Source organism: Caulobacter sp. FG7 (genome assembly GCF_057808875.1).
On record NZ_JBMDIW010000031.1, the window covers coordinates 1 to 24,352 of the forward strand.

Below are 24,352 nucleotides of genomic sequence, written 5' to 3' on the forward strand. Positions count from 1 at the left end.
CGCCCCGCGTCTACGGACGCTCCCCTTTTTCGTTCCTGATCCCTCTCTCTCTTCGAGTGAGGGAGAGGCCCGCCGCGAAGCGGTGGGAGGGTGAGAGGTTTCACCGCTGCAAGCAAAGCCCCCCGACAAACCCCCGCTCGTCATCCCGGAAAGCGCGCAGCGCTTATCCGGGATCCAGGGGGGCTGGGCTCGGAGGCTTGAACGTCCGCCCAGGCGGTCGCCGACGCCATGCGTCTGCCCCTGGGTCCCGGCTCTCCGCTACGCTGCGGCCGGGATGACGGAAGTGATGGAATGGAGAGGGCCTGCCCTCTCACCGTTCCTCTCTCCATGAGAGAGGGTTTTTAAGCCGCCGCCACCGCGCCGGTCGTCCGGCGCAGGCGCCAGAAGCGGATGGTGCGCAGGGCGCTTTCGCGGGGCAGGGCGGCGTAGAGCTCGCCATAGGCCTTGGCCTTGCCCATGACCTCGTCGGACGGATCCAGGATCAGGAGGGCGAAGGTCAGGAACAGGGCGCGGTCGAAGTCGGCCGCCTTGCAGACCACGGCCAGGCCGTCGAGCTCCTTGCGCTCGAGGATCTTGCGGGCGGTGTGGAAGTCGATGTCGGCCATGTCCGACAGGGCGCAGAGGAACAGGCTCGTCTGCTTGGCGCGCAGCATGCTGGCCAGGGCCTGGGGCGTGATCCGCCCCCGGGCCTTGATCAGGCCAAGCTCGTGCATGGCGGCGTCGTAGTCGGCCGGCAGGGCCCCGTCGCGGGCGGCCAGGCGGTTGCGGCCGGCGGCCAGGGCCGCCTCCAGCACCGCCGGGTCGACGCTTTCGTTGCGGGCCATGATCCGGTCGCGCAGCCGCGCCTCGGCCACGAAATACATCTCGTTGAGCAGGTCGATCGGCAGGCTCTGGCGGTCGATCACCGCCTCGTGCAGGGCCGGGTTGGCGGCGGCGCGGTCGACGACGGTCTCGTGGGCCTTGCGCGACAGCTCAGCGCCCTCGTTGCGGATCAGCACGCCCAGGGTGTCGTCGTCGCCGCGCGCGACGATGGCGTCGGAGACGGCGCTGGGCACGTGGGCCCGGCTGGAGATGGCCCGCAGGTGCTCCTGGCCTTGAGTCTGGGCCACGTGCAGCAGATCAGCATCCGACAGCGGGGTCGCGCCGGTCAGGATCGGGCGGGCCACGGCGATGCTGTCGGCGGCCAGGTTGCGGGTCAGGCTCGGCGGCGGCGCGGCCGACTGGCCCAGGCGCTCGGCCAGTTCGACGCGCACGGCCTCTTCCATTTCGCCGGCCAGCTGGCCCATCACCTGGTCGAACAGGCCCATCTCCACCGCGCCGTGGTCGTCGGCGGTGAAGAACAGGTCGGTCACCCCGCGCAGCAGCTCGCGCCGCTTGGCGCTGGAGGGCTCGTCGGCCAGGGCGATCAGGTCATGCAGCCGCGATTGCAGCATCAGAAATCGTTCTCCTGGGCGGTGGTCTTCTTCCTGCGCGACGCCGAGGTAGAGGTGTCGCGGCCGGCGTCCCGGGCGGCCTCCGCCAGCCAGTCGGCCGAGCCGTGCTGGGGCTCGTCGTCAGCCGGGGCCGTGGCCACGGCGGCCGGGGCGACCGCCATCAGCACCGTGTTGGGCGGGCCGGGAGCGGCGATCTGGTCCGGCGTCAGGCCGAACATCCGGCCCACCGAATAGGTGCGCGGCGCCAGGCCCTCGGCGGCGCGGGGATTGGCGTAGGCCGGCGCGGCGGCGACCTGAGCGGGGGCCGGGCGCGGTTGGGGCTGCTGCGCCGGCGCGGGCGGCGGCCCGCCGGCCAGCTCGCTCGACGGATAGACGCGCGGCGTGGCGGGCCTGGCGGGAGCGACCTGGGCGGCGGCCACGGGCGGGCTGTAGAGGCTGGTCGGCAGGGCGCCTTGCGGAGCCTGGGGCTGCGGCGGGCCTTGCGGAACGTAGCGCGGTTGCGGCGGCTGGACCTGCTGGGAGGGCGGGGCGTTGGCGTAGCCGGCCCAGGCGGCCATCGGCGCGGGGCGTTCGACGGCGCGGTCGTTGGTCTCGGCGGCGGCGGGTGCGACCTCAGCCTCCACCTTGCCCGCCCAGCCCAGCATCGGCCCGCGATAGGCCGGGGCGGCGGCCTGGGCGCGGGGGCTGCGCGGGCCATAGCGGCTCTCGCGCACGTCGTCGGCGTGCGCCGGAACGGCGACGCTGGCGAGCAGCAGCAGGGGCAGAACGAGGCGCATGCCGGTCCGGACGGAGTCTTGTCAGTCTGCGAACCCTAGCCGACGCCGCTTAATCCCCGCCTAACGGCGCCGTGCGGAGGGTCGGATTCAAGACAAAGCCCTCCCCCTCGATGGGGGAGGGTTGGGTGGGGGTGGTTGCGGCCTCAGCGGTTGAACCGCTGCATCACCCCCATCCCCGGCCCTTCCCCCATCGAGGGGGAAGGGAGCCGTGGTTCAGCGCCCCCGCCACCAGGCCAGCAGCCGCGCCTGCGCCGCCGCCAGGGCCGCGTGCAGCGCGACGCCCATGGCGGCCAGCACCGCGAGCGCCGCGAAGCCGCGGGCGGTCTGCAGGCGGTTGAAGCTTTCCAGCATCCGCCAGGCCAGGCCCTGGCTGGAGCCGGATCCGGCGACGAACTCGGCCGCCACCGCGCCCACCAAAGCCAGGCCCGCGGCGACCTTCAGCCCCTCCAGCATGGCGGGCAGGGCCGAGGGCAGGCGCAGGCGCCACAGCCGCTGCCAGGGCGTGGCGCCGTAGAGGTCGAAGAGCCGCGACAGGTCAGGATCGGCCGCCTTCAGCCCGGCGATCGCGCCCGAATAGATCGGGAAGAAGGCGATGACGGCGGCCAGGGCGGTGACCGCCCGGCCCGGATGGTCGATGCCGGCCCAGATAGTCACCAGCGGCGCGATGGCGATCACCGGCGTCACCTGCAGCACGGCCGCGACGGGGGCGAAGGCGTCCTCGACGATCGGCTTCAGGGCCGCGCAGAACGCCAGGGCCAGGGCGACCAGCGCCGCCAGCGCCAGCCCCGCCAGCGCCGTCGACAGCGTGCCCCAGGCGCTGAGCGCCAGCAGCGGCCCGGCCTCGACCAGGGCCTTGGCCACTTCGGAAGGGGCCGGCAGCAGATAGGCCGGCACGTGCAGGGCCCGGCAGGCGGCTTCCCAGGCGGCCAGCAGGAAGGCTGTGAACAGGACGGGGGCGAGGCGGCGGGTCATGGCGCTGACCCCCTCCGGCCCTCCGGGCCACCTCCCCCAGAGGGGGAGGATCTGGCCAGGGCCTCTAGATGCTCCTCCTCTGGGGGAGCTGTCGGCGAAGCCGACTGAGGGGGTCGCGCCAGCAGCGCGGAAACCGCCTCCACCGTCTCGCGAAACTGCGCCGTCGTCCGGAATCCCGCCGGCCGCACCAGAGGCCCGTCGACCGCGACCTCGCCGGCCACGACGCCCGGTCCCGGCGTCAGCACCACGACGCGGCCGGCCATGTAGACGGCCTCCTCGACATTGTGGGTGACGAACACCACGGCCGGCGACAGCGCCGCGCACAGGGCCAGCACGTCGTCGGCCAGGGCCCGGCGGGTGATCTCGTCCAGGGCCGCGAAGGGCTCGTCCAGCAGCAGCAGGCGGGGATTGGTGACCAGCGCCCGGGCCAGCGAGGCCCGCATGGCCATGCCGCCCGACAGCTGGGCCGGGCGGGCGTCCTGCACCCCGTCGAGACCGACCCAGGCCAGCGCCTCGCGGGCCCTGGTCCGGGCCGCCGTGGCCGGAAACCCCGCCAGCTCCAGCGGCAGGGCGACATTGGCCGCCGCGCTCATCCACGGCGCCAGGGTGGGGGCCTGGAACACCACCGAGGTCTCGCCCTTGCCGGCCGCCCGGGTCACGCTCCCGCGCGTGGGCTGCTCCAGCCCGGCCAGCAGCCGCAGCGCCGTCGACTTGCCGCACCCCGACGGCCCGACCAGCGCCGTCACCTCGCCTGCGGCCAGCGCAAGGTCGACGGGGCCAAGCGCGCGGCCGCGGGGATAGTCGACCTCGACGGCGGAGAGGGAGGCGATGAGGGTCAATTCTCCTCCCCCTTGATGGGGCAGGGGTGGGGGTGACTGCTGAGTTGGCGGCATTCGACGCCGCGTCCGGTCTGACCGCCGCGCCACCCCCATCCCCGGCCCTTCCCCCATCGAGGGGGAAGGGAGCTCGCTCGCGGGCTGCGCATCACTTCGGCAGGAAGCCCAGGCTGTAGGCCTGCTTGTAGTCCATGGTCTTGGGATAGACCCCCTGGTCGGCCGCCACCGTGAAGAACTCCGCCCAGCGAGCGTCGGTCATGGCGCCGATCCCGTCCTTGGGCACGATGCCGTAGCTGCGCATCTTGTCCCGGGCCTGGTCGAGGAGGTCCTGGGTCATTTCGGGGTTGTCCTTGAGGATCGCCGCGTCGCCGGGCCGCGGGTCGCCGTAGAGATAGCTCTTCCAGCCGGCGGCGATGGCGTCGCTGATCGCCTGCACCTGGGCGGGCTTCTGCGCGATCATCTGGTCGGTGACCAGGGCGAACGACGCGTAGGCCGGATAGCCGTCGTCGGCCAGCAGGAACACCGCCGGCTTCTCGCCGCCCGCTTTCTCGATCAGGTAGGGCTCGGACGTCGCATAGCCCTGCTGGATCAGGCTCTTGTCGGCCAGGAACGGGGCGACCGAATAGTTGTATTTGCGCACCTGGGCGTCGGTGAAGCCGTGCTTGGCTTTCAGCCACACCCAGAAGGCCGTCACCGAGGCGTCCGACAGCAGGATCGGCTTGCCCTTCATGTCGGCGATGCTGGCGACGCCCTGGCCGGGGTGGGCGATCAGCACCTGGGGGTCCTTGTCCATGTAGGCGGCGACGGCTTTGACCGGCACGCCCTCCTTGGCCAGGTTCAGCACGATGAAGCTGTTGGAGCCGACGCCGATGTCGACCGCGCCGGTGGCCAGCAGTTGGGGCACGTTCACCCCCGGCCCGCCCTGGACGATCGAGACGTCCAGCCCGCGCCTGGCGAACTCGCCGGTCGCCACGGCCTGGTAGTAGCCGCCGAGCTCGGCCTGGCCCCGCCAGTCGGTGGCCAGCTTCAGCTTGGTGAGGCCGGGCGCGGCGTCCTTCCTGGCCGGCGAACAGGCGGCCGCCAGCAGGGCCAGGCCCGATGCGGTCACGGCGCGGCGCGAAAAGGTCATGGCGGATCCCCCGGTACGATGCGGCGCGGAGGTTAGCGGGGGCGGGGAGGGGCGCCAACAAAGATCCTCCCCCTCTGGGGGAGGTGGCGCGAAGCGCCGGAGGGGGGACGTTTTCAGCTGCCGATGACTTCACTCCTCCCCCGAGAAACGGGGGAGGTGGCGCGCTGCGGATACGCAGCGTGACGGCGGGGGCGAGGGACGAAGCGCCGCGCCCGCCGTCGCCCCCTCCACCCCTTCGGGGTCCCCCTCCCCCGCAAGCGGGGGGAGGAGCGTGGACTTCACCCCCCCGCCTCCAGCCAGCGCCCCACCTTGGCGTACAGCACCTCGCGCTGCACGGGCTTGGCGATGTGGTCGACCATGCCGGCGGCGAAGCAGCGTTCCACCTGCTGGGGCAGGGCGTCGGCGCTCATGGCGATGATCGGCACGCGGCCGGCCGCGCCTTCCAGGCCGCGGATGGCCCGGGTGGCGGCCAGGCCGTCCATCTCGGGCATGTGGATGTCCATCAGGATGATGTCGAAGTGGCCGCGTGCGGCCGCCGCCAGGGCCTGGCGGCCGTTCTCGGCGGTCTCGACGTGGCAGCCGGCCAGGCGCAGCAGGCCAACCCCGATCTCGCGGTTCATCGGATGGTCGTCGACCAGCAGGATGCGGGCGGCCTTGGGGTCGCGGGCGATCTCGCGCACCGGGGCGGCCAGGGGCTCGGCCTCGGCGGCGGGGACCTCGAACCAGAAGCACGAGCCGTGTCCGGGGGCGCTGTCGGCCCCGATCTTGCCGCCCATCAACTCGACCAGCGACTTGCTGATCGCCAGTCCCAGGCCCGCGCCGCCATAGGCCCGGGTGGCGCCGCTGTCGAGCTGGACGAAGCGCTGGAAGAGGCGCGCCTGGTCCTCGATCGGCACGCCCACGCCGGTGTCGGCGACCTCGAAGCGCAGGCGGTCCTCGACCTCGCCGGGCTCGACGATCAGCCGGGCGACGATCTTGCCGCGCTCGGTGAACTTCACCGCGTTGTTGAGCAGGTTCAGCAGCACCTGGCGCAGGCGCAGGGCGTCCAGGTCGTGCAGGCCGCCGACCGGGTCGATGACGTCGATCTCGATGGCCAGGTGCTTGGCCTCCGCCTCCGGGCGGACGATGCCGACCGCGTCGTGCAGCACCGCCTCGGCCGAGGCCGGCTGCAGCAACAGCTCCACCTGGCCGGAATCCACCCGCGAGACGTCGAGGATGTCGCTGACCACGGTCAGCAGGGCCGCGCCGGCGGTGTCGATCATGCCCACCTGCCGGTGGGCGTCGGCGGGCAGGTCCTGGCGGCTGGCCAGCAGCTGGGCGAAGCCGAGGATGCTGTTCAGCGGCGTGCGGATCTCGTGGCTCATGGTGGCCAGGAACTCGGTCTTGGCCTCGGCCGCGGCCAGGGCCCGGGCGCGGGCCGAGCGGGTCAGCTGTTCGCGCCGCACCAGAAGGCGCCGCAGCCGCTCCTGCTGGGCCAGGGCTAGCCCCGCGGCCAGGGCGGTGACGAACACCACGGTGACGAAGCACTGGATCAGCCGCGTCATCTGGGCCGGATTCCACGGCGCCAGCAGCTGGCCCAGGAAGATGTTCCACACCCCCAGCGGCAGCGACACCACGGCGATGGTCAGGGCGGCTTCGGCCGCCCCGCGCGGACCCAGGCGGAAGGCGCAGAGGATGGCGGCGGGGAACAGCACGAAGGGCAGGGGCGCGCGGGTGTCGTGGAACACCGCCGCCGTCAGCACCGCCATCAGCACGAACAGGCCCAGCCGCTCGCCCAGCGAGCGGTGGAAGGTGCGCTTGTGCTCGGAATCGATCAGCACCAGCACGGCCGGCACGATCAGCGCCATGCCCAGCGCCCCGCTGACGAACCAGTCGCGCCACAGGGCCATGAACGGCGCGCCGTCCAGCAGGGCCAGCAGGGCCGCGGCGATGGCGGCGGTGGCGGCCACCACCGGCGCGATCACCGTCATCAGCAGGGCCAGGTGGCGCATGGTCCGCACCTTGGGCGCTCCGCCGAAGGCTCGCCGCACGGCCTCGCGCGCCCCCCAGGCCTCGGCCAGGCCGACGGCGGTGAACACCGCCGCCCGCTCCAGGCTGTCGCCGAAGGCCAGGCAGAGGGAAAAATGGATGACGCCGACGGCGATGGTCAGGATCAGCCGGCGCGGCGGACCCAGCGCCATCAGCCCCACCGCCAGCAGGGCCGTGCCGGGCCACAGGGCCGCCACCCCGGTCGGGCCGCGCGTCAGGCCGTCGCTGAAGAGCTGGGTGAGCGCGAAGGCAGCCGCCAGCACGAGCAGCAGCGCCGTCTGGCGGCCGGTCTCCTGTAGGGCGGCGCTTCGCGTCATTCTTGACCCCGTTTCCCCCGGTTTCTACGCCGAACAACGGTTTCAGTTTCGGGACCAATGCCTTCTGTGACGCTTTGCCGCAATGGGTTTCGATAGCGTCGACTACCCGACGAAGAGGGCTGTTTCCTTGTCGGACAAGGAAAACCGCGCGCCGGGGTTGAAGGATTGTCGGACTCTCTGCGAGAGTTGCGCCGGGCTGCTGCATGTCAGGTTGCGGCCTTCGTGAGGATGGAGGGGACCGACCCATGCTTTTCGCGCTCTATCTGGCCGGCGCGCTCGCCAATGCCGAGCCGGCGGTGGTGTCCGGGGTCGAGCTGAAGGCGGCGACGTCGCAGGGCCTGAGTTACGAGGGCCAGTGCGGCCCGCATGCGATCGCGCTGTCCCAAGGCGCGACCAGGGCGCCGGCCCTGACCCTCGACCGCAAGCCGGTGGCGCTGTCGGCGCAGGCGCAGGCCTTCCTCGACGTGCGCGGCGCGGCCTACCGCGCCTACAGCCGCTGCAATGGCGAGAGTTTCCGCCTGGTCGTCCACCGCGTGACCTGGGAAGCGGGCAAGGGCGAGGCCTACGCCGTCTATGGCGCCCAGGTTGGCGCCGGCGGCGCGGTCACCGGCGAACGGGTCGAGGCCTCCAGCGCCGAAGGCTTCTTCTACCGCTAGGGGCGCCTGCTCGTGAACGGCCGGAGCGGCGTCCGATATGGTGAAGATCTTACAGACGCTTAGCTACGACCGCTTCTCTCGCGGTGCGAGGACCTTCCTATTCCTGGCGGCTTTCCACTATCGAACTAACCGCGCGAGGGAGAGCGGGCTGAATGACCGACAAGTTGCGAGGGCCGATACTAAGTGACAACGCGGAACTCAAAGCGTTTGACGGTCTGATCGAACTGGCCAAGCTGACGCCTGCGAACAGCGGCCCTCATCGATTGGCGATGGAGGCGGCGGGCTTGCCCAGCCTGCCAGATCGTTTCAACGGGGCCTTCATTGAACACGGCTGGGTGTTCGTGGAGTTCGCTTGCGGCGTCGAGCCTGCGGAAGCAGCACTGGCTATGGGCGCGCGGGGCGCTTCCCAGGCAGAGATCGACGACTATCTCGCTGAACATCTGCTTTCGATGGAGCCCATCAAATGGCAGGCGCTCAAACTGCTGGGCGGGGGCATGGTCGACCCCTTGTATCCGGTGCGCGCCTCGGTCGTGGAGCGCGTAATCCAGGCCTATGAAGACAACGACTATCTCGTTGTCGTCCCTCTCGTGCTGATGCTGGTGGACGGTTTCGGTGTTTCGATGACGGGCACCAAGAGCATGTTCGCCAACTTGGATGCGTTGGATGACCTGTTTCAATCTACTGACAGCGTGGCGGGACATCCGTCGGCACTCAAGGCCCTACTGGAGCACCTGAAGAAGGGTCAGCGAGGGTACGAGGAAGCCGAGCTCAACATGCCCCTGAGAAACGGCATTCTTCACGGCACGCGTCTGAACTACGCAAACCGTGTTGCGGCGGCGAAGGCTATCGACCTGCTCGCTGCGGTGGTGGAGTGGGGCCGGGACATCGCTGCGACGCCGAAGGACGAAGTCTCCAAGCGGGAGCGGAATTTGCGGTTCCTGAACGCTAACCTGCCAAGGCTGAATGCGGACACGCCACAAAGAGCACTTGAGCTGTTTCAGGCGGCACTGACCGCACGCCGTACGAACGACGTCGTCGCGTTGATCGACTACCATCCGATCATCACGTTGCTTTCGGAGAAGATCAGGGAATGGCGGGAGCTACAGGAGGTCGAGATCGTGATCGACCGTCTGAGCAACTGGGAAGTCTTCGGCGCTGACCGTGACACCGAACAGCACGCGCGGTGCGAGGTACGCCTTTCCGTCACCTTCGAGGGGGTGACCAGGACGTCGGATCGAACGCTTTATGCCAGTCGGTCTGCCGAACTGGCCCAGGTGAACCTGCCCTCCGTTTGGCGGGTCGGCCTGAATGTGCTGGGAGCCATTCGTCAGGCGTTGACCTGAAGCCCCCTCACGCCGCTTCCGTCTCCACTCCCAACCACCGGTTCAGCGCCGCGATCAGCACGTCGCGCTGGATGGGCTTGGCGACGTGGTCGACCATGCCGGCCTGGCGGCAGCGCTCGATCTGCTGGGGCATGACGTCGGCCGACAGGGCGATGATCGGCGCGCGGCTGGCCGGGCCGGGCAGGGCCTTGATGGCGCGGGCGGCGGCCAGGCCGTCCATGCGCGGCATGTGGATGTCCATCAGGATGATGTCGAAGTCGCCGGCCGCGGCGGCGCGCACGGCCTCGTCGCCGTCCTCGGCGGTCTCGACCGCGCAGCCGGCCAGGGTCAGCATGGCCGCGCCCAGCTCGCGGTTCATCGGATGGTCGTCGACCAGCAGCACCCGGGCGGCGGCCTCCTGCTCGGGGGCGGGGCCGTCGGCGGCGCAGACCGGCTCGGCAGGCGTGGTGAACCAGAAGGTGGCGCCCTGGCCCGGCGCGCTGACCACGCCGATCTCGCCGCCCATGCGGGTGACCAGGGTCTTGCTGATCGCCAGGCCCAGGCCCGCCCCGCCGAACGCCCGGCTGATCGAGTTGTCGGCCTGGGAAAAGCGCTGGAACAGCCGGCCCTGCACCTCGGGCGCGATGCCGATGCCGGTGTCGGCCACCGTGAAGCGCAGGCGCTCGGGCCCGCCGGGATAGCTCGTCTCCAGCACGACGCTGGCCCGCACCGAGCCGCTGGAGGTGAACTTGACGGCGTTGTTGAGCAGGTTCAGCAGCACCTGGCGCAGGCGGGCCGGATCCAGGGCGTAGTCGAAGCCCTCCGGAAGGCGCGCCTCGACCGCCAGCGACAGGCCCTTGGCCTGGGCGTCCAGCGCGATGATCGAGGCGGCGTCGGCCAGCAGGGCGGCCGGGTCGACGGCCTCGGGCCGCAGCTCCACGCGCCCGGCCTCCAGCCGCGAGAAGTCGAGAATGTCGTCGACGATGGTGGCCAGCGAGCCGCCGGCCTGGGCGATCAGCTCGAGTTTCCGCCGGCCGGCGGGGCTGAGGCCGTCCTCGGTCTCGGCCAGCAGGTTCGCAAAGCCCAGCACGCTGTTGAGCGGCGTGCGGATCTCGTGGCTCATCGTCGCCAGGAAGTCGGTGCGGGCCCGGCCGGCGGCCTGGGCGCGGGCGCGGGCGGCGCGGGCGGCGGCGCTGCGGCGGGCCATCAGCCCCTTCAGCCGCTGCTCCTTGTAGAGCGACAGGGCCGCGGCCAGGCAGGTGAAGAAGATCGTGGTCACGAAGGCCTGGACCAGGCGGATGCGGTCGATCTCGGCCCAGCGCGGGGCCAGGCGGGCCACGCCCTCGCCGGCCACGGTCAGCGGGGCGGTGATGGCGATGACGATCACCGCGCTCCAGGCCGCGCCGCGCGGACCCATCTGGAAGGCCGCCAGCATCGCCGCCGGGAAGATCAGGAACGGCATCGGCATGCTGGGCTTGAGGAAGGCGAAGACCGTCGCCCCCGCCACCAGCGCATAGAGCACCGCCTGCACCGGCAGCGGCCGCCGGAACGGCGCCTCGTTGGCCGGGTCCAGGATGACCAGGGCGGCGGGCAGGGCGATCACCATGCCCATGCTGTTGCAGGCCGCCCAGGCGGTGAAGAACGGCCACAGGTCCGCGCCGGCCGGCCCGGCCGTCAGGCTGGCGCCGATGGCCGCGACGGTGATGGTGATCGGCAGCATGGCCGCCACCAGCACCAGGGCGTGGCGCACGCTGCGGATCGACGGCCGCGGGCCGCGCAGCCGGCGGGTCAGGGCCGCGGCGACCAGGCTCTCGGTCATGTCGCAGGCGGTGTAGATGGCGATGACGATCCACGGATCGCCGGCCAGGGCGTGGACGGTCAGGTTGGTGGCCAGGGCCACGGCCAGCAGCAGCCGCCGGCCCAGCGCGTCCATGCGCAAGAGGCCGGCCGCCAGTATGGCGTTCATCGGCCACAGCGAAGGCATGCCGTTGGAGTCGCGGGTCAGGAGGTCGCTGAACAGGAACGCGCCGACATAGGCGCAGACCAGCGCCGCCAGCAGTCCCCAGCGGACGCTCGCCCAATCGGGGTTGGCCCCGGGCGCGCCCGCGGGGCCGTCCCGTCTGTCGACTCGTGCGTTCAAGGCCCCTCGTCCCCCATCCGGCGGCTCGCACGGCCGGAAAACTCACCCATCACGCCCGGACCGAAAAAGGGTTAAGGCGAGACGCTTTTTCCGTGTGCGGAGCCGTCATGCGACGTTCGGTCGCGCTGCGGCGGCTCGCTCAACGCCCGCGACACCGCCGCCAGCAGTTCGTCGCGGCGGATCGGCTTGGCCACGTGGCCGTCCATGCCGGCCGCGCGGCAGCGGGCCACCTGCTCGGGCAGCACGTCGGCGCTCAGCGCCAGGATCGGGGTGTCGGCCATCGGCCCGTCGAGGGCGCGGATGGCGCGGGCCGCGGCCAGGCCGTCCATGCCCGGCATGTGCACGTCCATCAGGATCAGGTCGAATACGCCGGTGCGGGCGGCCTCGACGGCCTGGAAGCCGTCCTCGGCGGTCGACACCTGGCAGCCGGCCAGGGTCAGCAGGGCGTCGCCCAGTTCGCGGTTCATCGGGTGGTCGTCGACCAGCAGCACGCGGGCGGCGGCGCGCTCGGGGCCGGCGACCTCGGCGGGCGCGGGGGCCTGCGCGGGCTCGGCCTCCAGGGCGATGTGGAACACCGCGCCCAGGCCCAGCGCGCTCTCGACCCAGATCGTCCCACCCATCTGGCCGACCAGCGCCTTGCTGATCGCCAGCCCGAGGCCCGTGCCGCCATAGGCGCGGCTGATCGAGCTGTCGGCCTGGCTGAACCGTTGAAAGAGCCGCGCCTGCACCTCGGGCGCGATGCCGATGCCGGTGTCGGCCACGGAAAAGCGCAGCAGGCCCGGATCGGGGCCGACCGACAGGCGGGCGGTGACGCCGCCGGCCGTCGTGAACTTCACGGCGTTGTTGAGCAGGTTCAGCAGCACTTGGCGCAGGCGCGTCTCGTCCAGGCAGAACAGCGCCTCGGGATCCTGCTCGCCGCGCCCTTCGACCTCGACGGTCACGGTCAGGCCCTTGGCCTCTGCTTCCGGAGCGATGATGGCGGCGGCGTCGCGCAGCAGGGCGGCGGGGGAAGCGGGGGACAAGACAAGCTCCAGGCGGCCGGCCTCGACCTTGGCGAAGTCGAGCAGGTCGCTGACGATCTCGGCCAGCGAGCGGCCGGCGCGGCCGACCAGATCCAGCCGGCGACGGTTTTCGGGGGAAAGCTCGGCGTCCTCGGCCACCAGGGCGGCGAAGCCGAGAATGCTGTTCAGCGGGGTGCGGATCTCGTGGCTGATCGTCGCCAGGAAGTCGGACTTGGCGGCGTTGGCGGCTTGCGCCCGGGCCTGGGCGGCGCGGGCGGCCGCCTGGCGACGCACCAGCAGGGCCGACAGCCGCGTCTGGCGGCTCAGCGCCAGGGCCGCGGCCATGCTCACCGCATAGAGCACGATGTGGAACAGCAGGAGGTGGCGCATCGGCTCGGCGGCCGCCCTGGCGTCCAGGCCGACGATCGACAGCACCGCGGGAATGGCGAAGGCCAGGGCCGCCATCACCGACAGCGCCGCCGCCCGCGGTCCGCCGCGGAACGCCGCCAGCAGCACCGGCGCGAACACCAGCACCCGCATCTGCGGCGGGCCGGTGAACACCGTCCACGACACCGCGGCGATCACCACCAGGCCGGCGGCCGGCTCCAGCCAGCCGCGCACCGGGAAGGCCTCGGCGTGACGGCGGTCCAGCAGGATCAGGATGGTCGGCAGGGCGATGGCCACCCCCAGCACGTTGCTGGTGGTCCAGCCGCTCCAGCCGGTCCAGAAGTCGCCGCCCTCGGCCAGCGAGGCCACGCCGTTGACGGCGATCGAGGTCGCCGCCGTGAACACCGCCGACACCGCCGTCAGCACCAGGAGGCCGCGCATGCTGCGCACCTTGCCCGGCAACCGCAGCAGCCGCAGGGCGAAGGCCGTGGCGGCGATCTGCACGCCGTCGAGGATGGTCACGGCCAGGGCGAAGGCGCTGCTGTTGCTGGTGGCCAGGCTCAGCAGCAGGTGCAGCACGCTGGTCACCGCCAGCAGCATCGCGCCGCGCCGGCGGTCCAGGGTCATCAGGCCGGCGATGATGACGGCGTTGGCCGTCCAGATGGTGGCGATCTCCTGCGCCGCCCCGGTCAGGAACAGGCTGTAGGCCATCGACGCCACATAGGCGAGCGTCAGCCCCGCCGGCCGCCGCCAGCGACGCCACGGCGCCGCGCGATCGCTCGCGATGTCGAAGCGGCGAAAACCCAAGTCCTCAAACCCCCAGGCTTCCCACCGAAGGCGGCCGGAAGCTGTCGGGTTCCACCATGACCACGAAACGTCGGTTTTTGGTTAAGTGGGGGAGGATGAGAAAGGGGGCTAAGTTGCATCGATCGTCCGGGCTCGTCTAAGCGTGGAGTTCAGTCAGGGGGCGTACATGAATCGGCCGTTCTTCAACGCGTCCATCGAGGACCTGGAGCGAGAGTACGAGAACGCATCGGGCGATGTGGCGCGGCTGAAGGCCCTCAAGGCGGAGCTCGGCCACCGAAAGGCGCTCAGAAGCCAGGCCCTCGCGGCAAAGGTCGCCGCCAGCCTCGCCGGTCAGGCAAAGACGTCTCGGAAGCCGGAAGCTGCTTCAGCGGCCTCCGCCGCGAAAGCGCCGCGTCGGCCGGAACCATCCAATCATGCCGAAGGCGCGGGACCCGCTCGGCCCGACCCGAAGCCCTATCCTCCGCAGACCAACACCCCGGTCGGCGTGCTCGACGCGTGGACGGCTCTGGAGGTGCTGTCGCCGCCCAGTTTCCGGCGCGTCGAGCAACTGGCGGGGGGCGATCGCACCGCCGTGGCCAAGCTGGACGGCGACCTACCCTGGGATCGCGGGTTGAGGGGCAGGCCGGGCTCGCGCCTCTATTACCAGGTCGTCCTTGGGACGATCGATCTGCCCGAGGCGGTCAAGGGGTTGCTCGGCCTCTATGCCGACAAGCGAGCAGAGCGTCCGGGCGTCAGCGGACAGGCGATCCTGGCGGTGGTGATCGTCGACAAGGAGGGACGCCCCGTCGAGGACGACCCCGCTCATGTGGCCAGCTTCGGCTGGGGCCTGCCGACGGCCCTGGCCGGGGGGCTTGATCGACTGGCGCAGTGGCCGGCTGTCGAGGCGGGGCTGAAGGCCGGCCTGACCGAGCGTGTCCGCGTCCTCGACCGCAAGGGCGAAGCCACGCCGCTGACCCGCGCGATGATCGACGCGGCCTATCGCTGGCTGGTCGGCGTGCTCGGCCTGCCTGGCGACCTCGTCAAGTCGCCGAGCTTCGCCATCCGCAGCTTCGTGCCCTTCAGGAGCGCCGACCCGCCGGAGCCGCTGCTGCTCAACAGTTTCTATCTGAAGGACCTGGCGCGGGCGCGGGAGTTGTTCGCGCGCGACGCCGCGCCGGACCTGCTCAAACGCTATCTTGGCGTGCTCCGGCCGGCGGACCGTCCGGACCTGTTCACCGATCGCGCCGCGCTGGCCAGGGCCCTGGATCCTGCCCGCTACTCGCCGGGGCGCTGGCCAGGCAAGGGCCGCCATCCGCTGGCTCTGCTGCAGCAGGCGGCGGTCAATCTGGCCCTGGAGGAGGCCAAGGCGGGCGGCGTCCTGGCCGTGAACGGGCCGCCTGGAACGGGCAAGACCACGCTGCTGCGCGACCTGGTCGCGGCGCTGGTGACCGAGCGGGCGCAAGCCATGGCGACCTTCGCCAATCCGGCCGACGCCTTCCTCACGACCGGCAAGAGGATCAGGGCCGGGGCCGGCTGGCTGCACCTCTACCGGTTGGACGAACGCCTGAAGGGCTTCGAGATGCTGGTGGCCTCGTCGAACAACGGCGCGGTCGAGAACGTCAGCGCCGAACTGCCCGGCGCGGGCGCCGTGGCCGAGGACGCGCCGGACCTGCGCTACTTCAGGAGCCTGTCGGACCAGTTGCTGGAGCGGCCGACCTGGGGGCTGGGCGCGGCGGTGCTGGGCAATGCGGGCAACCGCTACCGTTTCAGCCAGAGTTTCTGGTGGGACAAGGAAGTGGGCCTGTCGACCTACCTGTCCGCTGCGGCCGGAAACGAAAGCCTTGTGGAGGCCGACGAGAACGGTGCGGCCCGCAAGCCGCGGATCGTCAGGCAGGAGGACCCGCCCCGCGATCAGTTCGACGCCCTGGAACGTTGGAAACAGGCGCGTCGCCGGTTCAACGTCGCCCTCGCGGCCAGTCGCGCGACGCTGAACGAGCTGGAATTCGCCCGGATCGCGGCCGCGCGGCTGCCGGCGCTGCGCAGGTCGGTGAACGCCTGGGCCGATCTGGCGTCGCGCCGCCCTGGGTTCTGGTCGCGCCTGTTCTTCACGCGCACCTTCCGTACTTGGCGGAAGGCGGCGCTCGACGCCAGGGAGGTCGCGCGTCGCGATCTGGCCGCGGCGGGCCCGGTTGTCGACAAGGCCCTGGCCGGGGCCTTGCACTCGGCCATGGCCGAACTCGCGCCCAAGACCCCATTGCTGGCGCCGGCGCGGGCGGACCTGGATCGCGCGGCGGACGCGGCCGATCGGCGCCGGCTGGAGATCGGCGAGCGCTTCGTCGACGCGGCGTTCTTCGCGCGCGACGAGGCGACCTGGCAGAAGGCCGCGCCGTGGCTGGACGCCGCCGCCCAGCGGGCGCGCGACGATGTCTTCATCGCCGCCATGGCCCTGCACAAGGCCTTCATCGACGCGGCCGCCAGGCCGCTGCGCCACAATCTCGGGGCGATGATGAACGTGCTCGGCGGGGCGAGCCTGGGCGACGCCGAGAAGGACGCCCTGATCCCCGACCTCTGGTCGTCGCTGTTCATGGTTGTGCCGGCGCTTTCGACCACCTTCGCTTCGGTCGACAAGATGCTGGGCCGGCTGCCGCCCGGTTCACTGGGCTGGCTGCTGATCGACGAGGCCGGCCAGGCGTTGCCCCAGGCCGCCGTCGGGGCCCTGATGCGGGTCAAGCGGGCGGTGATCGTCGGCGATCCGGTGCAGATCCCGCCTGTCGTCACCCTGCCGGAAAGCCTGACCGCGGCCATACACCGACGGTTCGGGGTTGATCCTGATCCCTTCAACGCGCCTGGGGCCTCGACCCAGACCCTCGCAGACAGCGCCACGCCCTACATGGCCGAGTTCCAGGCCGGCGTCGGCAGCCGCACGGTCGGCGTGCCGCTGCTGGTGCACCGTCGCTGCGCCGAGCCGATGTTCGGGATCTCCAACCGGGTGGCCTATTCGGGAAAGATGGTGCAGGCCAAGGTCCCCGAGGTGTCGTCGATCGCCAGGGTCTTGGGCCCCTCCCGCTGGATCGACGTTCAAGGCTCGGCCCAGGACAAGTGGTCGCCCGAGGAGGGCGCGGTGGTGATCGACCTGTTCGGGAAGCTAGTCGCTGCAGGGGTCCAGCTCGACCTCTATGTCGTCACGCCCTTCGTGGCGGTGGCCGACGGCCTGCGCCGATTGATCCTCGAGGCGGGTGTTCTGGACGGCGTAGTCAGCGACGTCAGGGCCTGGACTCGGGAGCGGGTCGGCACCGTGCACACCGTTCAGGGGCGCGAGGCCGAGGCCGTGATCTTCGTTCTGGGTGCGCCCTTGCCCCATCAGACCGGGGCGAGGGGCTGGGCCGGCGGCGAGCCGAACCTGCTCAACGTCGCCGTGACCCGGGCCAAGGAAGCGCTTTACGTCGTCGGTTCGCATGAGCGTTGGCGGGCGGCCGGGGTGTTCGGCGTGCTGGCGTCCCGCCTGGAAGCCGCCTCGCCCCCTTGAGCCCCGCCGCCCGCCATGCTCTCTTCCGGCTAATTGTCTGACAAATAGCTTTGGGGTGGAGCATGGCCGGGAACGACTTGGGCAGCGGGGCGGCCACCCGCCGGGGTTTCCTCTTGGCCTCCACGGCCCTGGCCTTCGCCGGCGGCGCCGCCGCGATCGCCGCGCCCCTCGCGCCCGACCCCGCCCGCGTCGTCGCCCGGCCGGTGCCCGCGCGTCACGTGGCCCTGAAGCCGTCGATCTTCAGCCGGGCGCAGGACGCCAACCGCGCCTATCTCGTCTCGCTGTCGCCCGACCGGCTGCTGCACAACTTCCACAAGGGCGCGGGCCTGCCGGTCAAGGCGCCGGTCTATGGCGGCTGGGAGGCCCAGAGCATCGCCGGTCACACCCTGGGCCACTGGCTGACGGCCTGTGCGCTGCAGGTGGCCAACACGGGCGACCCGGTGCTGCGCGAGCGCCTGGCCTACACGGTGGCGGAGCTCGCCCGCGTGCAGGCGGCCCACGGCGACGGCTATGTGGGCGGGACCACCCGCTGGAACCAGGACGACCCGGCCGGCGGCAAGCAGGTGTTCGAGGAGCTGCGCCGGGGCGACATCCGCGCGTCGCGCTTCAGCCTCAACGACGGCTGGGTGCCGGTCTACACCTGGCACAAGGTGCATGCCGGCCTGCTGGACGCCCATGAGCTGGCCGCAACGCCCGGCGCGCTGGACGTGGCGGTCGGGGTCGCCGGCTATTTCGCGGGCGTGATCGAGGGCCTGTCCGACGAACAGGTGCAGAAGATCCTCGTCACCGAGCACGGCGGGATCAACGAGGCCTACGCCCAGACCTACGCTCTGACCGGCGACGCGCGCTGGCTGAAGGTCGCCCGGCGCCTGCGCCACAAGGCCGTGCTCGATCCGATCGCCGCGCAGCGCGACGAACTGGCCGGCCTGCACGCCAACACCCAGATCCCCAAGGTCATCGGCCTGGCGCGGCTATATGAGGTGGCGGGCGACGATCCCGGCGAGGCGGTCGCCGCGCGGTTCTTCCACCAGGCCGTGACCCGCGACCACAGCTACGTCATCGGCGGCAATTCCGACCGCGAGCATTTCGGCAAGCCGCGCCAGATCGCCCGCCACATGGCCGAGACCACCTGCGAGGCGTGCAACAGCTACAACATGCTGAAGCTGACCCGCCACCTGTGGAGCTGGAAGCCCGACGGCGCCCTGTTCGACTACTACGAGCGCGCCCAGCTGAACCACATCATGGCCCACCAGCGGCCCAGCGACGGCCGCTTCGTCTATTTCATGCCGATGGCCGCCGGCGGGCGGCGCAGCTATTCCACCTACGAGGACAGCTTCTGGTGCTGCGTGGGCTCGGGCATGGAGAGCCACGCCAAGCACGCCGACAGCATCTGGTGGAGGAGCGGCGAGACCCTCTATCTGAACCTCTTCATCCCCTCGCGGCTCGACCTGCCGGACGGCGATTTCGCCATCGACCTCGACACGGCCTATCCCGCCGGGAGCAAGGTCGCCCTGACCATCGCCCGCGCCCCGCAGGGCGAGCGCCAGATCGCCCTGCGCCTGCCGGCCTGGTGCGCCGACCCGCAGGTCCGCGTGAACGGCAGGCTGCTGGGGGCCGGCGGCGGCGACGGCTATCTGCGCATACGGCGCCGCTGGGGGGCCGGCGACCGGATCGAACTGAGCCTGCCGGCGCACCTGCGGGCCGAGCCGACGCCGGACGATCCGAACCTGACCGCCTTCGTCTCCGGCCCGCTGGTGCTGGCCGCCGACGTGGGGCTGGCCGACCGGCCGTTCGAGCGGGCGGCGCCGGCTCTGCGCGGCGAGGGGCCGCCGGCGGGCCTGCTGCGCAAGCTCGGCAAGGACGGGCACACCTATGTCGGCCGCACGGTCCAGGGCGAGCCGGTGGTCTTCACCCCGTTCTACGCCCAGTACGACAACCGCACCGCCGTCTACGCGCCGACCTTCACCAAGGCTCGCTGGGCGGCCGAGGGCAAGGCCTTCCTGGCGGCCGAGGAGGCCCGCATCGACACCGTCGCCCGCACGGTCGACACCGTCTATCTGGGCGAGCAGCAGCCCGAGGTCGACCACGGGGTCGCGGCCGCAAACGGCGAGATCATCCAGCTGAACGGCCGCAGCGGCCGCAAGCTCAGCCCCGGCGGCGGCTGGCTGGAGGCCACCCTGGCCCGCCGCGCCGGCCCCCTGACCCTGCAGCTGGTCTACTGGGGCGCCGACGTCGGCCAGTCGGCCAGGGTGCTGGCCGACGGCGCGGTGGTGGGCGCCTTCGCCACCCCGCCCGGCAAGCGCGACGGCTTCTTCACCGTCGACCTGCCGCTGCCCGCCGGAACCAGCCCCGCCCGCGTGCGCATCGAGGCCGACGGCGGCAAGCCGGTGGTGATGTACGAACTGCGGGTGATGGCGGGGGTTAAGAGGTCTTCTTGACCAGGCCGTTCAGGGTTTTGATCCGCGCCTTGCGCTCCTCGATCTCGTTGTCCAGGCATGTCTTCTCGAGCGCGATCTGCTCGAGGTCGTCCGGCGTGGGATTGTTCGGCGAGTAGACCTCCGCCTTGGGGCAGCTCGGCGGAGGCGGCCGGGTGGTCGGCGTCTCTTCCGTCGGCGTTTCGGAGAGGGGCGGGGCGTTCGACGAGGCCTCGGCATGGCCCGCCCATGGCCAGGGGCCCGACATGGGCGTCAGCGCCAGGATCATCGCGGCCAGCACCAGCACGATGGCGCCGATCGCGAGCGGCCAGCCCCATCGGTCCATGGGCGACCGTTCCGGGTCGAGGCCGTCGTCCCTTTCGTCCCGGCTCCGGCGATGGGCCAGGCCGTCGACCTTGCGTTCGACGCGCTTGAGGTCGTCGCGTATCGCCGCCAGCATCGGCTCGTCGCGCGGATGGCGATCCCGGCCGTCGCTGAGGGCCGCAGACGGTTGCGGTGCGGGCGGAGCGGGGGGCGGGGCCTTCTTCGGCGGCGGCAGCGCGCGCCAGCCGTCGGGGTTCAGCACGATGTAGCGGCCCGAACGCTCGGCCTCCTTGGCCAGCGACTGCGAATTTCCCAGGATCAGTTCGTTGACGTCGCTGAAGGCGAACGACGTCTGGCTCTCCTCGATCAGCTGCACCAGTTCGCGGTTGTAGCTCTGGGAATCGCGATAGCCGCCAAGGTCCATGAAGACCCGGCGGTGGCCGGACGGCGTCATGCCCTGCTCGTTGGGATGGGCCCGCCGGACCGAGAACGGCTTGTCCCGTATGCTGGCGACGAGGTCGGCCGCCTGGTTCACCGATATCGACATCACGCCGTTGTCGGCCCGGTCGCGAAGGCCCCAGAACGCGTCCAGGATGTAGGCGACGGCCTCGCGGGCGGGAGCGACCGCGTTCAGGTACAGGACCCCGCAGCCGATGTAGGTCTTGGCGCGGGGGTTGTCGGCGAAGGGCAGCCCCGTATAGCAGCCGATCCAGGTCCAGACCTGCTGCGGGTTGGCCCCCTGGTAGCGCGCGACCTTGAAGACCATCTCGCTGGACGTGCGGTCGTGCGAGAAGGGGGGGATGACGCTGGCCGGCAGCTGGGCCCAGATCTCCTCCACCTTGTTGCGCAGCTTGCCCGAGCCGATGCTCCGGCCATAGTCCCGATCCTCCTCGTCGCCGAGAAAGCGGATGGCGGTGGTGACGCCGGGACCGCCCGGAGCCTTCCCGATCAGAACGGTCGCGACCATGTTCGGCCTTCCAAGCGGCTAGCGCGTCGTCAGCAGAGCGCTCAGGCGATCGGTCAAGGTGACCGTCGCTTCTCCGGGCGGGGTCACGTCTTCGAACAGGCGCTCGCGCAGGACCAGCGTTTCGCGGCCGTTGGACACGGCGTACCGCCTGGCGTTGCCGTAGAGCCAGTTGAGCAGGGTGCGCGGATAACGCTGGTAAGAATCGGCGAAGTTGGCCGGCGGGCGGCGGGGCCGGCCGTCGACGAAGTAGCCCGACGTATACTGCATGAAGGTGCGTCGGTCGTGCGCCGGTCCTTCCAGCGTCATGCCCTGGAAGCCGCCCCAGGATTGCTCGTACCGGTCGCGCAGGACGTGGTCGACATCGGCGGGGTCGACCTGGGCGAACAGGTCGTTGTCGCCCATCGGCGGCGCGTGCTGGTCCCATTTGGTCAGCAGGAACAGGTGGAAGTCGTTGCGGCGCTGCTTGCGCAGGGTCTGGTAGCCCCTGAGCGCGCCCAGCAGGCCGAAATTGCTGTCGCGGGTGTCGCGGTCGTGGCCCGGTCCGATGGAATAGGGCGCGACATAGATCACGGTCAGGCCGAACGAGAAGTTCTGCAGCAGGTCCTGGATGTCGTCGCCGAGGGCTTTGTAGAAGTCGGCGTTGTTGTCGAAGCTGGGCTGATAGGCCTCGCCGCGCCCGTCCAGGAAGGCCAGCTTCACCGGCGGCAGGCGGCTGTTCGTGGGCTGGATGTCCACCGGAATGAAGAACGGTTCGCCCTGGGTCTGGTCGAGCGACTGGCCCGTGTCGATGATGTAGAGGTCGCGATCATAGAACGACTTGGCCTGGCGGTGCATTTCCTCGCAGCGGGGGTCTGCGCGGTCCAGCACCGGTTCGCCAAGCTGGATGTCGACAGTCCGGGCGCTGTGCAGCGTCGTCAGCAGCGACATGATCAGCGAGGACTTGCCCGACTTCGACGAGCCGAAGATCAGCACCGGGTGCCGGCCGGTCCGTTCCAGGCTTTCGGCCAGGCCGACCTGGGGGCCCGGGGCGCCCTGCGACAGGCCCGGCACCGTGTTCAGCACCGGCTCGGATTGAGGCATGTGGGAGGGGTCGTCGCGGCGGTCCGCCATGGGAGTGCTCCGTCAACCGCTAGGAGGGATTGGACCAGAGGAACCTCGGGTCCGTGCGGAAGCGCACGACCGCCTCCGTGTCCGTGATCTTCTGGCGCTGGCCGTAACGGACGTTCAGCTGGGTGATCAGGTAGATCACGCCGAAATCCAGGGCCAAGGCGAAGGCCAGGTAGAGCCAGGTCTTGAAGTCCTGGATCCGCTTGAAGGCCAGATCCAGCGCCGAGACCGGCGAATTGACGCTGTCGGATTGCAGCGCGGTGATCTTCGGCAGCGGGCCGTCCTCGGCGCCCAGCAGGCTGTAGAACATGGCGCGGTCGGACATGTAGTGGTTGCGGGCGTCGTAGAGGGCGCGCTTGTTCAGCCCGTCGGTTCCGCCGATGCCGGCGGCCGTCGCCTCCAGCGCGCCCAGCTCGTCGTCCATCTGCTCGTAGCGGACCTTCAGGTCGTCGAGGAACGCCAGCTTCCGCGGGCCGTCGACGCTCAGGAAGGCCGTGTCGCTCTTGAGCATCTCGTAGGCCATGTCCTCGTAGGACTGGTAGAGTTGCTCGGCCTTGGCCAGGTCGCACGGCACGATCGGTCCCGAACCGTTGAGCAGCCGGTACTGCGGTATGTCCCCTCGGATGTCGCCGATGATCGTCTTGGCCGAGGGGCCGACGCCGCAGTAGTCGCGGTTCGGATTGACGATCTCCTTGTGAAGCGTCTCCAGCGAGGCTTTGACCTTGGCGCGCTTCTGCAGATAGCCCTGCGGCGGCAGGGACTTGGCGGCCTCGTCCCGCAGGGCCGTATAGCCGTTGCGGACGGTCGCGATGTCATGGCGCAGGATGGCGCGCCCCTCGAACAGGTAGAAGGCCGCGTTCAGCGTGCCCAGGGCGCTGACGATCGCCAGGAACAGGTAGGCCTTCCAGCCGTGGTGCCACTTGTAGGCGCTGCCGCTGACGATGGCGTCGGCCCGCAGCTGGCCGATCTGGCGCGCGCAGAAGACGGCGAGCAGGGTCAGCACGCAGGCGGCGACGATCGCGATGGCGCGATGGCCGATGGGCGGCTCCAGCAGGTGCCACCACCCGATCATCACCAGGGCCGAGAATATCAGCAGCACCAGCCAGGTGAAGAACGTCGCCGTATGCTTGGAGCCGATCAGCGCGTCCATGACGCCATCCCCCGATGTAGCCTGTGGTGAGCCGGTTACGCTTGGGAACTGTTACTGGAGTGGGAACTGGTACTGGAACTGGCCCCGCGATGCGGAAGCTTGGCCGTCAGTTAGATTAATAAGTCAATCTGAGGTCAAGCCAATTTGAGTGGCTCTCGAAAAAGACGAGTCGGCGCCTGATAAGCAGTCTGGATCGCCGGCGATGGGCGAAGCGGTGCGCTTTCGCACATGTCTCACCCGGCGAACGTCTCCAGCGTCGCGGCCAGGCTGGCGAGGTTGGCGCTGTTGGCGGCCATGGCCTCGGCGATGTCGGGCCGCTCGGGGATCACCGCGATCACGCCGCCGCCCACGGCGCGCAGGGTGAAGCCGTCGCGCTGCAGCTTCAGCAGGTGGCGGCGGGTGGTCTCGATCGGCAGGCCCATCGAGCGGGCGATGGCCGTCAGCCGCACGGGGCGCTCTCCCGAGGCGTCCTGCGGCGCGTGCGCCGATAGCCGCAGCGCGGTCAGGAACACCAGACCGCGCATGATGTCGCCGTCGAACACCGAAGACAGCAGCCCCGCGCTGCGCAGCACGTAGTCGGCGCCGACGTCGAGGTGATGGCGGGCGAGCGTCGATCGTACGTCGTTGGGCATGGGGCTCTGCTCTTCCTCTTTGGGGGGCGAGGTCCCACGCCGCGCGACGGGCGGCCTTGATCCGGATCAAGGCGCGACCGGCGATCTTCGGGCAGGTGCGGCGGCCAGTATCAGGAGTTTCCATCGACGATGTCGCCCGCCGGCCCTTCCGATCCTCCCGGCCTGCCTGGCCCCGACGTGCCGGCCTTCACCGGCGAGGACATCGTGCGCCTGTTCGCCGCCACCTACCTGCCGCTGTGCCGCTCGCTCGAGGCGGCCGGCGCCCTCGACCCCTCCGCTCTGGCCCGCGACATCCGCGCCCGCCTCGACCCCGAGCCCGGCGAGCCCTGGGAAATCCTGGCCGCCGCCCTGTGCAAGGTGCTGGGTGAGACGGGGCGGGGGTAGGGGGCTCATGCTCGGTGCGTGATCCTCGTCCTTCGACAAGCTCAGGATGAGGATCATTCAAAGGC

General features: G+C 70.8%; 16 protein-coding genes and 2 pseudogenes. 5 read left to right on the forward strand and 13 right to left on the reverse strand.

The annotated features are described in order from the left end of the window. Nucleotides 1–163: 163 nt before the first annotated feature. From ACODR1_RS20710 to ACODR1_RS20740, 7 genes and pseudogenes are all read right to left on the reverse strand, one after another. Nucleotides 164–277: pseudogene (locus ACODR1_RS20710) on the reverse strand (hypothetical protein); the annotation flags it as partial. 64 nt (nt 278–341) lie between these two features. Beyond that, a complete protein-coding gene (locus ACODR1_RS20715; RefSeq protein ID WP_488882123.1) occupies nt 342–1,433 on the reverse strand; it encodes a DUF2336 domain-containing protein in 1,092 nt (363 codons plus the stop codon). Then, on the reverse strand, nt 1,433–2,209 hold the full coding sequence (locus ACODR1_RS20720; protein ID WP_488882124.1) for a hypothetical protein: 777 nt from the start codon (nt 2,207–2,209) through the stop codon (nt 1,433–1,435). The genes ACODR1_RS20715 and ACODR1_RS20720 overlap by 1 nt, the downstream gene beginning before the upstream one ends. A gap of 213 nt (nt 2,210–2,422) precedes the next feature. Continuing rightward, the gene (locus tag ACODR1_RS20725; protein WP_488882125.1) at nt 2,423–3,181 is read right to left on the reverse strand and encodes an ABC transporter permease; all 759 of its coding nucleotides are present in this window, start codon (nt 3,179–3,181) and stop codon (nt 2,423–2,425) included. A gap of 95 nt (nt 3,182–3,276) precedes the next feature. Beyond that, nucleotides 3,277–4,020, reverse strand: a pseudogene (locus tag ACODR1_RS20730) (ABC transporter ATP-binding protein); the annotation flags it as partial. Between the two features lie 145 nt (nt 4,021–4,165). Beyond that, entirely contained in the window at nt 4,166–5,146 is a 981-nt protein-coding gene (locus ACODR1_RS20735) for an ABC transporter substrate-binding protein (protein WP_488882126.1), read from the reverse strand. A gap of 278 nt (nt 5,147–5,424) precedes the next feature. Further along, nucleotides 5,425–7,491: an ATP-binding protein gene (locus tag ACODR1_RS20740; protein WP_488882127.1), complete on the reverse strand. Its 2,067-nt coding sequence runs from the start codon at nt 7,489–7,491 to the stop codon at nt 5,425–5,427. A gap of 245 nt (nt 7,492–7,736) precedes the next feature. On the opposite strand from ACODR1_RS20740, the gene ACODR1_RS20745 reads away from it, so the two are divergent. Further along, a complete protein-coding gene (locus ACODR1_RS20745; protein ID WP_488882128.1) occupies nt 7,737–8,147 on the forward strand; it encodes a hypothetical protein in 411 nt (136 codons plus the stop codon). 152 nt (nt 8,148–8,299) lie between these two features. Beyond that, on the forward strand, nt 8,300–9,490 hold the full coding sequence (locus ACODR1_RS20750) for a hypothetical protein (RefSeq protein WP_488882129.1): 1,191 nt from the start codon (nt 8,300–8,302) through the stop codon (nt 9,488–9,490). Between the two features lie 7 nt (nt 9,491–9,497). On the opposite strand, the gene ACODR1_RS20755 is transcribed toward ACODR1_RS20750, so the two are convergent. Both ACODR1_RS20755 and ACODR1_RS20760 read right to left on the reverse strand, forming a co-directional pair. Further along, a complete protein-coding gene (locus ACODR1_RS20755) occupies nt 9,498–11,609 on the reverse strand; it encodes an ATP-binding protein (protein WP_488882130.1) in 2,112 nt (703 codons plus the stop codon). A 71-nt stretch (nt 11,610–11,680) separates the two neighbouring features. Continuing rightward, the gene (locus ACODR1_RS20760; RefSeq protein WP_488882131.1) at nt 11,681–13,804 is read right to left on the reverse strand and encodes a hybrid sensor histidine kinase/response regulator; all 2,124 of its coding nucleotides are present in this window, start codon (nt 13,802–13,804) and stop codon (nt 11,681–11,683) included. A gap of 484 nt (nt 13,805–14,288) precedes the next feature. Here ACODR1_RS20760 and ACODR1_RS20765 point away from each other — a divergent pair, with 484 nt between their 5' ends. Together ACODR1_RS20765 and ACODR1_RS20770 are read left to right on the forward strand one after the other, a co-directional pair. Continuing rightward, a complete protein-coding gene (locus ACODR1_RS20765; RefSeq protein WP_488882132.1) occupies nt 14,289–17,309 on the forward strand; it encodes a DEAD/DEAH box helicase in 3,021 nt (1,006 codons plus the stop codon). Nucleotides 17,310–17,371: 62 nt separating this feature from the next. Next, nucleotides 17,372–19,747, forward strand: a complete 2,376-nt coding sequence (locus tag ACODR1_RS20770) for a beta-L-arabinofuranosidase domain-containing protein (protein WP_488882133.1) — start codon at nt 17,372–17,374, stop codon at nt 19,745–19,747. Here ACODR1_RS20770 and ACODR1_RS20775 read toward each other — a convergent pair. The 4 genes from ACODR1_RS20775 to ACODR1_RS20790 all read right to left on the reverse strand — a co-directional run bounded on the left by ACODR1_RS20775 (nt 19,731) and on the right by ACODR1_RS20790 (nt 23,903). Beyond that, the gene (locus ACODR1_RS20775) at nt 19,731–21,014 is read right to left on the reverse strand and encodes a hypothetical protein (RefSeq protein ID WP_488882134.1); all 1,284 of its coding nucleotides are present in this window, start codon (nt 21,012–21,014) and stop codon (nt 19,731–19,733) included. The genes ACODR1_RS20770 and ACODR1_RS20775 overlap by 17 nt on opposite strands. Nucleotides 21,015–21,032: 18 nt before the next feature. Next, complete coding sequence (locus ACODR1_RS20780; protein WP_488882135.1) at nt 21,033–22,124, reverse strand: hypothetical protein; 1,092 nt, start codon at nt 22,122–22,124, stop codon at nt 21,033–21,035. Nucleotides 22,125–22,143: 19 nt separating this feature from the next. Next, entirely contained in the window at nt 22,144–23,271 is a 1,128-nt protein-coding gene (locus ACODR1_RS20785; protein ID WP_488882136.1) for a hypothetical protein, read from the reverse strand. Between the two features lie 233 nt (nt 23,272–23,504). After that, on the reverse strand, nt 23,505–23,903 hold the full coding sequence (locus ACODR1_RS20790; RefSeq protein ID WP_488882137.1) for a hypothetical protein: 399 nt from the start codon (nt 23,901–23,903) through the stop codon (nt 23,505–23,507). 129 nt (nt 23,904–24,032) lie between these two features. On the opposite strand from ACODR1_RS20790, the gene ACODR1_RS20795 reads away from it, so the two are divergent. Continuing rightward, complete coding sequence (locus ACODR1_RS20795; protein WP_488882138.1) at nt 24,033–24,287, forward strand: hypothetical protein; 255 nt, start codon at nt 24,033–24,035, stop codon at nt 24,285–24,287. Nucleotides 24,288–24,352 lie beyond the last annotated feature (65 nt).